General features: G+C 60.3%; 9 protein-coding genes and 1 pseudogene. 5 read left to right on the forward strand and 5 right to left on the reverse strand.

The genetic code is table 11. The features are described from left to right. Positions 1 to 348: 348 nt before the first annotated feature. Together GR328_RS20125 and GR328_RS28340 are read left to right on the forward strand one after the other, a co-directional pair. Positions 349 to 870, forward strand: a complete 522-nt coding sequence (locus GR328_RS20125) for a flavin reductase family protein (protein ID WP_246215997.1) — start codon at positions 349 to 351, stop codon at positions 868 to 870. 328 nt (positions 871 to 1198) lie between these two features. Then, the gene (locus tag GR328_RS28340; protein WP_160887002.1) at positions 1199 to 2419 is read left to right on the forward strand and encodes a glycosyltransferase; all 1221 of its coding nucleotides are present in this window, start codon (positions 1199 to 1201) and stop codon (positions 2417 to 2419) included. A 357-nt stretch (positions 2420 to 2776) separates the two neighbouring features. Here the strand turns inward: GR328_RS28340 and GR328_RS20135 are convergent, their stop codons facing one another. From GR328_RS20135 to GR328_RS20145, 3 genes are all read right to left on the reverse strand, one after another. Continuing rightward, a complete protein-coding gene (locus GR328_RS20135) occupies positions 2777 to 4072 on the reverse strand; it encodes a polysaccharide biosynthesis/export family protein (RefSeq protein WP_160887004.1) in 1296 nt (431 codons plus the stop codon). 213 nt (positions 4073 to 4285) lie between these two features. Beyond that, positions 4286 to 5893 carry a hypothetical protein gene (locus GR328_RS20140; RefSeq protein ID WP_246215998.1) on the reverse strand — a complete coding sequence of 536 codons (1608 nt, stop codon included), beginning with the start codon at positions 5891 to 5893 and terminating at the stop codon, positions 4286 to 4288. A 46-nt stretch (positions 5894 to 5939) separates the two neighbouring features. Beyond that, complete coding sequence (locus GR328_RS20145) at positions 5940 to 7217, reverse strand: hypothetical protein (protein ID WP_160887006.1); 1278 nt, start codon at positions 7215 to 7217, stop codon at positions 5940 to 5942. A 264-nt stretch (positions 7218 to 7481) separates the two neighbouring features. On the opposite strand from GR328_RS20145, the gene GR328_RS20150 reads away from it, so the two are divergent. Next, complete coding sequence (locus GR328_RS20150) at positions 7482 to 8666, forward strand: glycosyltransferase family 2 protein (protein ID WP_160887008.1); 1185 nt, start codon at positions 7482 to 7484, stop codon at positions 8664 to 8666. A gap of 363 nt (positions 8667 to 9029) precedes the next feature. On the opposite strand, the pseudogene GR328_RS20155 reads toward GR328_RS20150, so the two are convergent. Further along, positions 9030 to 10054: pseudogene (locus tag GR328_RS20155) on the reverse strand (IS110 family RNA-guided transposase). 290 nt (positions 10055 to 10344) lie between these two features. On the opposite strand from GR328_RS20155, the gene GR328_RS20160 reads away from it, so the two are divergent. Both GR328_RS20160 and GR328_RS20165 read left to right on the forward strand, forming a co-directional pair. Then, positions 10345 to 11961: a GMC oxidoreductase gene (locus tag GR328_RS20160; protein WP_160887010.1), complete on the forward strand. Its 1617-nt coding sequence runs from the start codon at positions 10345 to 10347 to the stop codon at positions 11959 to 11961. A 102-nt stretch (positions 11962 to 12063) separates the two neighbouring features. Beyond that, on the forward strand, positions 12064 to 12576 hold the full coding sequence (locus tag GR328_RS20165) for a serine O-acetyltransferase (RefSeq protein WP_246215999.1): 513 nt from the start codon (positions 12064 to 12066) through the stop codon (positions 12574 to 12576). A gap of 176 nt (positions 12577 to 12752) precedes the next feature. On the opposite strand, the gene GR328_RS20170 is transcribed toward GR328_RS20165, so the two are convergent. Beyond that, positions 12753 to 14426, reverse strand: a complete 1674-nt coding sequence (locus GR328_RS20170) for an O-antigen ligase family protein (protein ID WP_160887012.1) — start codon at positions 14424 to 14426, stop codon at positions 12753 to 12755. Positions 14427 to 14860 lie beyond the last annotated feature (434 nt).

Here is a 14860-nt window from a genome sequence, read left to right on the forward strand (position 1 = left end):
CGTTGTCAGGAGCCGAACAACTCGCTGCTTGAAGGGGTGTCGCCTTACTTAGGCATGAGACCACCAATGCCCTCGGCCGTCGCGCCAAATGGCAGCATGTGACGTTCCGGCGAGTAAAAGCGCTCACGTCCTGAAAGACTAGCAAGCCGGTGCAGGCTTTGAGTCAGATCATCAGGATAGAAGAGATCAGGCAGAGGGATTAACCAGCTTTCCTATAAGATTTTATCCTTACGAGCCAATTCCTCGCTGGCGACGATCTTGTGTGAAGGCGCGAGAGCGGCTTGACTGACATGCAGACATGAGCGGTCGTGCGACCGTGAAACGAAAGAGGCAAGGGCGGAGGCCCAAATGACGAAACACATGCCTGCGAGTTCGATTGCCTCAGAGAGATTGACCGGGCCGACGGAATTCCGGTTGGCAATGCGGGAATTGGCCGCCACCGTCAGCATCGTCACGGCCGGACAGGGAGATCAACGCCGCGGGCTTACCGTCACGTCGCTCTGCTCGCTTTCGCTAGAGCCTCCAAGCCTCGTCGTCTGTGTCAACAAGGAAACAGATGGTCATCGCGCAATCCTCCAATCCGGAAGCTTTTGCGTTAACGTGATGGCCGCAGAGCAACGCATTCTCTCCGATTGCTTCGCAGGTCGTACGAGGCGCCGTGGTCTTGATCGTTTTGCAGATAGCGACTGGACCGTACTGGCCACGGGCTCACCAGTCCTTATCGATGCCATCGCAGTGCTTGACTGCGATGTAATCAACCAGCTCGACCATGGCACGCACACCTTGTTTGTAGGAGGAGTACGAGCAGTCCGGTCCGACTCCAATCGGCCGGCGCTCATCTACCGAGCTGGTGATTACCATGTGGTGTGAAGTGATGCGCCGACTTCTTAACAGCACTGCCGAAAAGGCAGCCCGCGTACCCTGGGCGGTGTGGTCTTCGCCAATCGATGGCCGAGAATTCTCCAGACGTACGGGAACGACAATGCTACGACACGATGCATGGATACCCTCAGCATGAACGCCAACAGCGACGATAGACATTCATCGGCATGATGCGCGAAAGGGTCTCGCGATGAGAAGCAAGAGTAAGGCATCGGCAAGGCAGAGGCTAGTTCCGCCCCTGCATGCGACAGCTGGAATCTCATCGCAGGTCGATTTCGAAGTAGCGCACCTACGCGCAGACAGAGATCGATCCAGGGTGACAGTCGCCTATCTCACCAACCAATACCCTGCCCCATCGCATAGCTTCATCCGGCGGGAAATTATTGCGCTTGAGGCGCGCGGCAACACTGTGCTGCGTTATGCCTTGAACTACCGGGAAGTCGAACTGGTCGATGAAGGTGACCTCGCCGAGAAAGCCAAAACCAAGCATATTCTCCGCCAGAAGTCAGTCGATCTTCTCGCAGCATTCACACGAACTGTTATCCGGCACCCGCTCGGCACAATGAGAGCTCTCGGAGCGAGTCTACGCATTGGCTTTCGATCTGATCGTGGCCTAATTCGACACCTCGCCTACCTCATCGAAGCCGCCATTATTGCCGACTGGTGCAGCCACGACCAGGTTGAACACCTGCATGTCCATTTTGGCACGAACCCAGCCACGATAGCTCTCCTGGCTCACGTAATCGCTGGGATCTCATACTCCCTCACGGTGCACGGGCCCGAGGAATTCGACGGGCCGAGATCGATCGCGCTCTCAGACAAGATGAAGTCAGCATCATTCGTAGTGGCTGTGAGCTCCTACGGTCGGAGCCAGCTCAAACGATGGATCGATCCAGACCAATGGCCCAAGTTACAGGTCGTACATTGCGGTCTCGATTGCGATTTCTACCCCGACCGAGGCCACGACAAAATTCCAGGGCCAAGTTTCGTTTGTGTGGCTCGCCTCGCAGAGCAGAAGGGACATTTTCTTCTGTTGGAAGCCACAGCCAAACTCCGGGCGCAAGGCCTTCGGTTCAGGCTGACCCTAGCGGGCGATGGTCCACTGCGGAAGCGTATTGAGAACCGGATAACGGAACTTGAACTCGACGATATCGTCCATATCACGGGGTGGCTTTCAAATGAGGGCGTGAGAGCGGAAATCATGCAGTCCCGCATCGTCGTGCTCCCGAGCTTTGCCGAGGGGCTCCCGGTGGTCCTCATGGAGGCAATGGCCATGCGGCGTCCGGTGGTCTCAACATACGTAGCCGGAATTCCTGAACTTGTAATTCCTGGTACGACGGGATGGCTGGTGCCTGCCGGCGACGCCGGATTGCTGGCGGATGCCATGCGGGATGCTCTGTCGGAAGAGCCTGAGGAATGGTCGCAAATGGGGCGAGCCGCGCGGCAGCGCGTCCTTGAGCGCCATGACGTGACCCGCGAGGCGGAGAAGATCGAACGCTTGATTCAAGTGGCGATCGGGCGAAATGTCCTATCCTGAACCCCGCTTCTGCGCCAAGGTCACGGGCTGCAGCTGACGCCAGCCTTTGCTCATTGACCGTATACCTTTTATCGATGAGGAGAGATCACGGATTGGAGCCGATCCGCCAGACAACGGGGCAATGGGAGCATCCCGCATAACGTCTCTCAAGTTGCAAGACATCACCGGCTTCAGATCTGCTTCCATTTGCATCGAATAGGCTTTTCTCCTCATTGTACCGCGATTTCAATGGCGAACCGGCACCACTTCGAAAAGAGATGCCCTAGCGCATCGTGCGGACCCGAAGGGCCGCGTCAGTGAAAAGTGGACCCGCTTTTCCGCATTCCACGATGCGCTCTTCAGAAAGTGGAGCCTCTGTCACCCGCGCTCGCGGCGGGCCTCCCGACGGGGCCGTGTGCCGGCCGACGATTCCCCTCCGGGTGCCGGATCGACCCTGATCAGGTCTCCTTGCTGAATTTGAGTGAGCTCGGTGGCGGGGATTTCTTGAACACGGCCAGCTTCAGTGCGAAGTATTACATACTGCCAGGATCTGGTTCCGATGATCGAGCGGTCGGACGACTGGGATGCGCCATCAAGATGCATCAGACGGTCCTGACTCATCTTCATCCTTGAACGAAGTTCATCGAGGTTGCGTTCCGTCTGCTGGAGCTCCGATTGCAGCTCAATCTGGCGCTGATTCTGAATATCCGGAAGAGCGGCCGTGTTTTGGATGACGTTGCTCTCGGCTCTTGTCAAGTCCGCTTGCAGTTGAGACCTGGTTCGCTTGAGCTCCTCTAGGGAGATTTCGATCTCCAGCAGTCGTGAGTCCGTTGCAATCCCCTTGGAAACCAAAGACTGGATATTCTCATAGCGCCTGCTGATCAGCTCAATCTGTTTATCGGTCGTGGCAATCTGATTTCTGACAGCGTCGACTTCCCGTTTGGCCGTATCTTTGAGCAACTCAACCGCTTCGATCTGGCCGCGGTATTTTTGGCGGCGTCTGTCCAGCAGCACTCGCTCCCGCTGCAGGACCTCGCTGGCAACGGAGTCCCGATGCGCGGCAATCTCGGCAGGCATCTCGATGGATTGTTGATCATCGAGCTCAGCCCGCAGCCTTGCCTCCTGAACGAGAAGGGTGACCAACTGCCGCTGCAGGGCTTCAGACTCGCCGCGTAGCTCAATGGCGCGGTCGCGGCTCGCCTCAATCTCCGTCCGGAAGAACCCTCCAGAGACGCTGACGGCGTGGAGAACAGTCATTCCAGCCCGGTACCGGTAAGCACCAGGCTGATCGACGTCTCCGGCGACATAGATCATTGGAGGATCCTGTTCAGGCGCTGGGCTCAGCATGACGGTCAGGTTGAGCTTGTCTTTGAAGAACTCTTGGAGCCGCTGCGTCAGCGCAGTCTCGAGCTCTTCAGGAGTAAGCCCTTCCGCATGCAAATGACCGGCGAGAGGCATCGATATACGACCGTCGGGCCTGACGACGATCTGCCGGTTGAGAGTCTGCTGCTGCGCCACCCAGACTTCGATGAGATCCCCTGCCTTGAATTGGTAAGGTGCCGTTTGCGCCGCGGCGGAGGCAATCCACAGGCTCCAGCAGAGCGAACCGAGCCAGGGCAATGCAGTCAATCGGGGCACAGGAAGGCCGCCTCCAATCCTCCCAAGACGGGCCATCGCATTTCTCCCTGTCACTTGAAACGGTTTCGACGGAACAGTCGCGAGCAACCGTGATCCTTCGCCACATCCTACGGCGGACGCGAGTAAACGGCGAATAGGGTTCAAACGGCTTTCAACCACGATAGAGACGAGATCCCGGGGCATTCTGCTTTCCATGTTCTATGAAGGCGATTGGAATCGAACCCAACGGTGCCGCTGAAGAGTACCAGCCTACTCGCCATGCTGGCCTTGGGCTAGGGCGTTATCTCGCATGAACTGCTGCACCGCCTCCCATTTGGGTGCTGTCGATGGATCCTGCTGCTCTGTTTCGAGAAGCCCCCAACTTCCCCATTTGCCGTACACACCCATGGAATTGTAGAGCACAAACAGATCGCCTCCCGCCGCCTTCCAATGATTGAGGTGAGACAGGTAAATGTCCTTCATTCGTGGATGCCGGTTGGCTGACAGAAAGAGCTGCTCGAGCTTTGGATTGTTCTCGGAACCCGCATATCCGGCGAGGTGCTGCCCGCCCTCGTAGGCAACCAATCTGACGCCCATCGCCCGGGCGACCGCCGCTTGGCTTTCGATCATCTTCTTGTTTTCCATTTCGACCTCCCGGGCGAGAGTCTGCAAGACTTGATCGACCGACAAACCGACGACCTGCCCCTGCCGCTTAGGATCGCCGAGCGCATTCCCGAAGTAGGGCGCTACTGCAAGGACGTCGGCGTAGCGGCGCGCCTCGCCCCATTCCAAGACCGTAGAGCTCGTCCAAGGATTCGCTGCCTGGGCTGCATATACGCCGATTATCCTTGATTTCTGGTCGGCAAAGACCTGCTCCCAGATCTTCAGCACCTCGGTCGTGCGTTGAGAATAATAGCGAAGCTGCGCCTCGAATTCGTTCGAGGAGAGGCCTAGCTGCGTTCCCATTCGGGCCGCATGCCTGGATTGCTCGAAGATCCCGTTCCAGACCTCGTTGGAGTACTCGACATAGACAGGCAACGAAGGATCAAGCTCTTGCTTGACCTGCTCGGCGAAATGACGAACGTATTCGTCGTCGGCCAGATGCGGAATACAGAACCAAGGTGCCGCCTTCTGCACATTGGATAGCCCGATCATGTACTCGAGAGCGACTCCACCTTCAGCTTGAGTAAAGCTCGCCTTCGGAGGTCTTTGTTCCCAACGGCGCACTTTCGAATTGTTCGTTTGCATCCAGTCCATGAAGCGAAGAACGGACATGCCTGCCCAACGGTCGAGAAAGGCCTGACGAAATGTCGGCGGATTGGTAGGAACATTCGGCTCGTGCAGCCGAATGTTTCGTAAAGGGTCAGCAGGGTCGGTTTCAACGATCTGTACGGCTATCGCACCCCGCTCGCCGCCAAGATCGGTAATGATGTCACGTCCTGCTCCGCGCTGTTTCAGGTGCGCCCCAAACGTGTATTGCAGCCGACCCTTGCCGTCGTAGAGGACGACCAGCTCTTTTGGGAGATGACCGCGAGCGGAAGTGCCAAGGAGGAAGCTCTCCATTCCTGATCCTTGAGGCACTGCCTTCGGATAATTGTCGTCTGTCATGGGCGGCAACGGGACGTCCCAGGTAAACGGCTTTCCGCGAGGCTGAGTACGCCAGCGCGATGCATGCAGGGCGAGATTGGTAAACGGGTGCTCCGTCGTCCAATAGGTTATCTCGGCCAAATTGATTCCAAGTCCCGCACGTCGGGCAGGCTCCTGGACACGAGATGGAGCCGAAATCTGCGCCTCGCTTGGATTGGCAGTTCCTCCAAACAAGGCAAGAGCCAGCACGGCAAAGTATGATTTGATTTTCGTTCGTCCCGCAAAGGCCATTGGTGAGATCTTCTCGACTAGGGTGGAGAGAGGATGCGCGCGTAGGTCAATCCGGTGGGGAATACCAGTAGGTGCGATCATGAGCGGCGCTGTAATAGAGTGGGTTATCTTCATCTTCACGCGAGAGGCGGTAACGCCAGCGGGCAAGATGTTGCAGCCATTTCGCGTAGGCTTGAATCGTATTGCCCTCCTGGCGCCAGTAGGTATCGCGGATATACGACCAGTAGGTGTACACAAACTCATTGCTGACGATGGCGCGGCACGCCTCTAGAGAGTTGGCCTGCTGATCGCGCGCAATGTCCGTCACGAAGGTCCATGCCATCTGTTGGAGAGTAGCTGTCTGTGTCTGGTCGATTTCTGAGGGCGCCCAAGCACCCAACGGCGAGCGGCGATAGACGATGGCATAGCTCACAAGAGCGATATAATACGTTCCCAGCGGCGTCAGATGCACATCGTCCCGGAAGAGCCGCTCCATTGTCTGCCGCACGCTTTCCCCGCTGATACCCGGCAGACCAGCGCCCTGCGTAGCACGCTCCACGAGGGCAGCTAAGGCAGCAGCAGCCGGCAGGGAGGAAATTCGATCCGTGCGTCCTTCTGCTGCCAGAGACTGGTTGATACGCGCCGCAACACACTGCCACGCCGAAAGCGCTTCCCGCTCGTAGGCAATCCATCGATTGGGATTATCCTTATCGTTCAGGCTGATCCAGGAATGATAGAGATAGGTCGTCGCCTGCGGATTTCCTTCGATGATCCGGTCATGGAAGTGCCGAAGATAGCGGACCGTGTCATTCCAGATCAGGGAACCCAGCAGCGTGTGCTGCTCAGTGATGATCAGCGCATCGTACCGATCGGTGTCGATGGTCTGCGGCCTGCGCAGCTCGTTGATGACGTTCAGGCCCTGCCCGTCGCGGTTCTCCCCCTGGCTATAACCCACCCAGCCCGTTTCTCCAGCACCGCGCCCGCGGATACGCTCGCGGATCGAGGAGCCGAATAAATTTTGCTGGTTCCAGACTGCAGGTGTGCCAAGGCTGTCGGCGATGGTCGCAAGATAGTCCGGTAGCGGGCGGTCCGTCAGGCTGTGTCCCGACACGAAAATCCGTGCTGCCTCTCGGGGGGGCGGAACGAGGCTCAAGGCAGGCTCAGTTCGGCCTTTGGATAGGCTCGCCTGGCTGCCGGCTCCGGCGGCCTCGGTCGCACTCGCAGCCACCGCGAGGGCCAGAACACCGTATCGGGCGACCTTCGTGGCTCTCGCCAGCATACGCATGTCACGCGAGCCGCTGCTCGACGTCAGCATATCGATTGGAAGCTCATGGTCGAATCCCACACGTCACTCTCAAGCTAGGTCGAACGCACGTCCCGCCATTAAGGATGGAGTGAGGCAGTTCCCAAAGTAGGAATAGGGGCAGAAAAGAGGAAAAAAGGGGTAATTTACATCGCCGTTGGCCGCTGCCAGTTTTACGTATTGCAAGGATCTGAGCAGCATGAAATGCATAGACGCTCCCGCTTCGCGGCAAGCCGACCGAACCAGCACCAGCCGCTTGAAGCCATATGTGCAGCATGCATGGTTTGACAAAGCGGTGCGTATCCTATGCTGGATATGACACTAGGTGCTTTGGCCGCTCTGGTCTGCTTTCCCTCGCTCATTCTTGCGGCCGAGGTTCTGGCCGCCTCCGCTCTCAAGAGCCCTGTCAGTCGCACCTGGCGCCCCGGCCGCTTCCTCGGACCCGGAACCATTGCGGTCATCGTGCCGGCCCACAATGAGGAAGCCGGCATTCGACAAACTCTGCAGGATATCGCGGCGCAGCTGCGGCCCTGCGATCGGCTGCTGGTGGTCGCCGACAACTGCACCGACGACACCGCCGCCGTGGCGCGAGCGGCCGGCGCCGAGGTCAGCGAGCGTCAAGATCCGGAGCGCCGCGGCAAGGGCTATGCCCTCGACTGGGGCCTGCGCCATTTGCGGCAAGACCCACCTGAGACGGTGGTCATCATTGATGCTGACTGCCGTGTGGCTCCAGGCTCCATTCTGCCCCTCGCCCAGACGGCCTTCGCCGCAGGTCGGCCCACTCAGGCGCTCTATGTCATGAAGTCGGCGCGAGAAGGGCAGCGGCGGCGGGTTCAGGAACTGGCCTGGATGCTCAAGAACCATGTGCGGCCGCTCGGGCTGGCAAGACTCGGGCTGCCGTGCCAGCTCATGGGCACCGGCATGGCCTTTCCATGGCAGCCCCTCGCAGCCGTCGATCTGGCCAGTGGCCATCTAGTGGAGGACGTCAAGCTCGGGCTCGATCTCGCCGCCCGCGGCAGAGCTGCGCTGTTCTACCCTGCCGCCTACGTCGAGAGCACCTTTCCGGCCTCGGAGACCGGCATTATTACCCAACGGCAGCGCTGGGAGATCGGCTCGACCCGCACGCTTGTGCAGGAGGCGCCGCGGGCGCTCTGGCGAGGGCTACGGACCGGCAATCGGGATCTGCTGGCGCTGGCGCTCGACCTTCTGGTGCCGCCCTTGAGCCTACTGAGCGCCGTGGTCGGACTGGTGTGGCTGGCTTGTGCGGCGGCGGCTCTGGTCGGGTACGGCCTGATGCCCCTGTTGCTGGCGACGATTGCCGGTTTGCTGACGGCGGGCAGTCTGACGCTGGCTTGGGCGCGGTTCGGCCGGCGGATTCTCGGGGTGCGAGACCTGCCGGAGCTGGCAGGTCATCTGATGCAGAAAGTTCGGATCTATCGCCGCCTCGGACACCTCCCGGAGTGGATCCGCACCGACAGGTCACGAGGATAGTGTCATTTCCGACCCTCGCCTATCGCGCCTCCTCGCGCCTCGAGAGCGGTATGGCGCGGGATAAACCAGAAAGCGTGCGCGGGCCCTCGGCGCGAGCTTCTCTGAACCGGCGCGGAGGCGCTTGAACTTCCTTGCAGCGTCCTCGTTGCTGCAATGGTCGGCTTATGGGGCCGGTGATGCACGGAACAGCCGACAGCAGTCGCCGCATGATGGAGCTGCGCAGGAGGAACCTTCCAAGGTGTGGAACGCACGCTGCGGGCTTGAGGCTAGCAGGTGCAACAGCCTAGGCGGAATGGTTCATCCACGTCCCGGCAGGGACGCCTCAGCACACCTCAGGACAGGCGCATCGGAGTTCCGTCTGGATCAGGCGATGGCATTGCCTGCCCGGCTGAACGGTTCGCCGGATTTGAGCATCGCATGCATGATGACGGCGAGCTTCCTCGCCACAGCAACGGCTGCCCGTTTGAAGCCGATCCTCTCCCTCAACTGAAATCCCCATTAGCGCAGGTCACTGTCGGCATGGGTGCGTGCCAGGATCACGGTTACGGCCTCATAGAGCAGCCCTCGCAGATGAGCATCGCCGCGCCCGGAGATATGGCCGTCATAGTCGACCTCGCCGGTCTGGTAGCGGCGGGTCGTCAGCCCCAGCCAAACGCCGACCGAGCGCGACTTCTTGAAGTTTGCCGGATCCTCGATGGCGGCCGTGAACGAGGTGGCGGTGATCGCCGCCACGCCGGGGATCGACATCAACTGCTGACAGGCCGCACTCTGCCGGGCACTGGCGAGAAGCTGCCACCCCAAGGCGGACGCCCGCTGCGCACGCTGCGCCAAGCCTCCAGCACCGGCAGGATGATCCGGGCGAGCTCTTCCTGGCCCACCAATAGGCGCTGGACTTCGGCTTCGAACGTGCCGCCTTTGCCGCGCGGCACGACCAGCCCGAACGTTTTCATGAGCCCGCGGACCTGGTTGGGCAGCTCGGTTGTGATCTGGACCGATCGGGTCCGTGCGGCCACCAGCGTGCGGATCAGCATGCTGTCACAGCCCTTCACCCGCACCTCGCGGTAGAAGCCGACCTCGGCCAGATGGGCCAAGCCATCGGCATCATTGGCGTCGGTTTTGTTGGGTGCCATGTCGAGGGCGGCCTTGGCGTGGCGGGCGTTGACGCAGATGGCCGGCAGCCCTTCAGCACTCAGCGCATGATAGAACCACACCGATAAAGGATCGGTCTCGGAGACCACCCGCTTCGGCTCGGGCGCACGCTTGCGCAGGACCTCGGCGATCAGGTTCGGGTCAGAGGGGCATTTGCCGCGCCAGATCCGCGTGCCGTCCCGCCGCACGGAAATCGCCGCTTCATTCAAGGACACGTCAAGGCCGATATACTCACCCATGCTTGTTCTCCGTTCGATGCTTGGGCCCGGCGTCCAGTCGTGAGCCCGTCTTTCCATCTTATCGGGGAACAACCACCCATTCTTCCATGCAGTGACCATCCGGCCTAAGGGCGGCTCGCTCCGCGACTACCCAATGTGTGGGCTACGCGCTGGCCCTCGCGCGCGCGGCGGACCAAAAGGACTCATGTTGGAAATTATGGGCATCCCGGCCGGCTCGGCATTGCAACCCATCGGCAGGCCTGTACCATCCAGACGACCTATGCTTCTTGCGAACTCGTGAAAGCAGCCGGATGTCCGACATATCTGAAGTAGAAGCCGATCCCAGTTCGCTGGCCGACGAGTTGTGGGATGCCGTCATCGTCGGCACGGGTATTGGCGGTGCTACGATCGGATACAGCCTCGCAGAGCGAGGGCATCGGGTTCTCTTCATCGAGAAAGGCAAGGCGAACTTCACCGGTCCGGTCTCGATGGGCGTGGAGATCGAGAGCAGCGGCGAGCGTCTCGACTCCGCCCACTGGCCTGAGCGCATCACCACGCAGGTTGACGGCCGGGAGAGCCATATCTTCGCGCCCCTCGGATGCGGCGCAGGGGGATCGTCGATCCTCTATGCAGCCACCCTTGAGCGCTTCGAGCGCAGCGACATCGAGTTTCTCGCGGAGCTGCCGCATCCGACAGGAGGATGGCCGGTCTCGTGGAGCGACATGGTTCAGTACTACGAGGAGGCGGAGCACCTCTATCGGGTCGTGGGAACGGTCGATCCGCTCTCGCCGCAACCGCAGAGGAATCTCCGTCCTCCGCCCCGCGCGAGCGCGGTTGACGAGCATTTCATGGAAAACTTCGCGAAGATGGGCCTCCATCCCTACCGCCTTCACGTGGGTTTTGGGTACGCGCCAGGCTGCGCTGAATGCGGCGGCAGGCGATGCGAGCGCGATTGCAGGAGCGACGCCCGATCCGTGTGTCTGGCTCCTGCGTTGCGGACCGGCCGCGCAGTCCTGCTTGCGGAATGCGAAGCGGAGCGACTCGAAGCGGGTGCTCAGCGGGTCGAAGCGGTCATCTGCCGTCATAAGGGACGGCTCTATCGGCTGCGCGGACGAATCATCGTTCTGGCGGCCGGTGCCTACCATAGCCCGGCCCTTCTCCTTCGGTCGAAAAACGACATCTGGCCAAGCGGTGTCGCCAATGGGTCTGGTCTCGTGGGGTGCAACCTGATGTTCCACGCGAACGAATGGATCGCTGTGTGGCCGCAGCGAAAACTGGCAACCAGCGGCCCCCGCAGAACGATCGGCCTACGGGACTTCTATGTCCGGGACGGGATGCGACTCGGCATGATCCAATCAACGGGGCTCTCCGCCGGCTTCAGCGAAGTGTATGGTTATCTTGTCAGCTGGTTCGATCGCAGCCTCTTCCGGCGTTTCGCGCCCCTTCGTCAGCTGCTGCGCATTCCGGCCACGTTCGGGGCATTCCTGTTCGGGCAGGCAACGGTCTTCACCATGGTCATCCAGGACATGCCTCAGCCTGGAAACCGGGTGATTCTTGATCCCGCCGATCCGAACCGCATTCGCGTCATCTACGATATTCCCGACGAACTCCGACAGCGAGCGCGGCGGGCGCGCAGGCTCCTGAGAGCGGCGCTCGGCCGCTTCCGTAGTCTGTCGCTCCAGCTCGACGTGCAACTCAACTACGGGCATCCCTGCGGAACCTGCCGCTTCGGCCATGATCCTGCCACGAGCGTGCTCGACTCCAACTGCAAGGCCCATGACCTCGACAATCTTTACGTTGTCGATGCATCCTTTATGCCGACCAGCGGCGGCACCAATCCGAGCCTCACGATCGCGGCCAATGCCTTGCGCGTTGCCGAGACCTTGAGCAAGCATTTGAAGGAGACCTCCACTGCATGGGCAGCCTGAAACGATGAGGACGGGCTGCCAGAATCGGATGGCTCTCCCGCAGTGCAAGCCGAGGGCGATCCCGCTTATCCGTCCACGAGGTGTTTGATGATGGATCAGGCCATGCAGCTGATGCGCTCCACTCGACAAAGCGTGTCGTCCACCGAACCGGACTTCTCACGGGAGGTCAAAACCTTCCTGAGCTGGTGTCCCTCTCGATCTCTCATAGCCAGCATCCGCGCCTACCAGCGGGCAGGCGCATCGCAAACGCCCTGGGCGGCTTTGCAGCGGCGATGGGCGGTCCTTCGGCACCGTTTCTGGAGCGTTGTGACCGGCGCGGATATCCCGCTCAATTGCCAGATCGGGGGCGGGTTGCTCCTCCCCCATCCGAACGGCATCGTCATTCATCCTGACGCGCAGATCGGTCCCAATTGTCTCATCTTCCAGCAGGTCACCATCGGGACCATCGATGGAGGATTGCCGCGAATTGCCGGGCATGTGGACATCGGCGCGGGAGCCAAGATTCTCGGTCCGGTCATCGTGGGCGAGCACGCGCGGATCGGGGCCAATGCTGTCGTCCTGACCGATGTTCCGGCCGGCGCGACGGCAGTCGGTATTCCGGCGCGGCTCATATGAGGGCTTGAGAAAGCGACGGCCGCGTCTCCGGCCGCGTCCCATCGCTGGCGGACCTGAGGCTCATTGTTTTCCGGCCCGTTCCCGCTGGAGCGGATAGCGACCGCTGGCAAGGACACCAGCGCCCTCGCGCGCTGAGCCGCCATCCTTCCCGACCGCCTTAAGGGCTTTACGGAACATCATTCCGCTTCTGAGGCCCGCCGCGCGTCATCGTCTGACACACAGGTGCGGGCAGGCGAGAGCAGTCCTCTGGGCCGACTAGGGGGCATGGGCATGCCGATCCGGAGATTCCCTGTCGGTCGGGTCGGGGAAGCTGACGCATCCATCGGCTGTCTCCTGACCTGGGCGGTCCGCACCAGCCCAATGCTAAGCCCAGCCATTATCCAGTAGACATATGGGATAAAGGAGATGCTACTGACGGTCATGATCGTCACCAGAATGGCCACGAGTGTTGCCAGGACCGCGCGCAGGTTGAGACCAGGTCTGGCCTCCTGCTTCAGCAGGCCGGCCAATCCGAGCAGGACGCAGCTGAAGAACAGCACGAACAATGCGAGGCCGACGACCCCGGACTCAAGAGCGATCTGCACGAAGGTGTTGACGACGTCTATGATACCCTGGCCCTGGACCATCTCCTGCATCTCCGGAGTAGAGAGATAATCGGCCGAGCCGAACAGAAGATTTCGCTCGATCACCAAGAGGGAGTTCTCCAAAAGCTGTTTCCTGTAGTCAACATTCTCCACATCGACGGAGCCGACGAACGGCAGAAGACGCAAGGCCCGTTCCCCTACCGGCGTGAACAACACCGGCGCCATCAGAACACCGGCGCCGATGAGCTTGAACGAATTCGCGGCTCTGCGGGGACTGATCATGACCAGGATAAGCAGCAGCACGGCTGTTCCTACCCAGGGCCCGCGAGATAGGCTGGCGACCAAGCCAGCTGCTAGAATCGCGAGCGCAGCACGCACTTTGACGGTCCTGAACAGCTCTCCGCTCGTGGCGATCAGGCAGCCGATGGCGACCATCACCAAGTAGCCGAAGACGATCGGCCCCTCGGCCGACGCTGTGGCACGCAGAGAGCCCTCACGGGTGATATAGGCGTGGATGAGCGGAACACCCCAACTCGAGGCGACAGGAGGATAGAGAAGCCAGCTCTTGGCCACCTCGAACACTCCGATCAGCGCCAGCGGGAGAACTGCGATCACGAAGGCCAGCAGGATCTTCATGACCTCGTCGATGCTCCTCACGCCTCGACTGAAGGCAAAGTAGGGCAGCGCGATGGTCAACGTGTGGATCACCGCCGTTCTAATGACGTGCGTCGTTCCGGCCTCCCGGTACTGCAGGACAGTCTGAAGGACGACGAAAGCCACCACCAGGATGTCGCAAACATTTCCCAGTCGCGATCGTCTCATCTCAGGGGACGGCGGCGTAGTCCACGCTGCGGAAGGATATGCTCCCGATGAGGTCCGTTGGGCTGATCCGCCGTGGCCGGAGAGCAGCACCGGTAGGAGCAGGAGCATGGACAGGACATGGGCATGATTGAGGAGCAAGAGGTAATGCACGAGGCCGAAGCCGCCAACGGTGACGGCAACCGGCGGCGTCGTGAAGAGCAGGATGATATAGAGAGGAAGCCGGGAGGTGCCTGTACGCGCGTACCAGCAGATGGCCGCCAACGCGGCGGCAAAGACGAAAAAATTTCCGGACAGGAATACCGCAATGGTGCTGGCATACCAAGCGTTTCGCCAAACGGCGAACTCTTTCCGTGACACAAGGTCGGCTGAGACGATCCGCCCAACATAGAAGGTTGGGATCGACAGGATCAGAATATAGACCAGCGCTCGTATGTTCTCGGACATTGCGAATGTGCAGCCTTCGTATCCGGTTGTGAAGCCTTGTTCACCAGGACGATCCCACGCAGGCCCCGGCCGGTCGATCAGTCATTCTGGCGCTTGTGCGCCGGCATTTGGGATGGTGCGGACGGCTGAAGGATACAATGAGGTCGACCGGAATATAATCCGGCATTTCGAGTGTAACCCCTATTCTCCGGAGCGCCGTCGCGATGCTTCTACGGCATACGACGCACAGGCTGCCGGTGGGACGGATTCTCATCTCTACGACTCTGTTGGCAGAGACATGAGGTACCCTCAAAGAAGCATTGAAGCAGGAGGATTTGCCTTCCATCGTGACGGTACGGCGAGCCTGCGGGCCGTTGGCGAAGGCATTCTGATCTGCCTGACGACAGGTCAATGGGTCTAAAGGGGTTGCAGCGTCTTGATGAATGGGAACGCCG

It is taken from the genome of Microvirga makkahensis (assembly GCF_009830105.1).
GTDB lineage: Bacteria > Pseudomonadota > Alphaproteobacteria > Rhizobiales > Beijerinckiaceae > Microvirga > Microvirga makkahensis.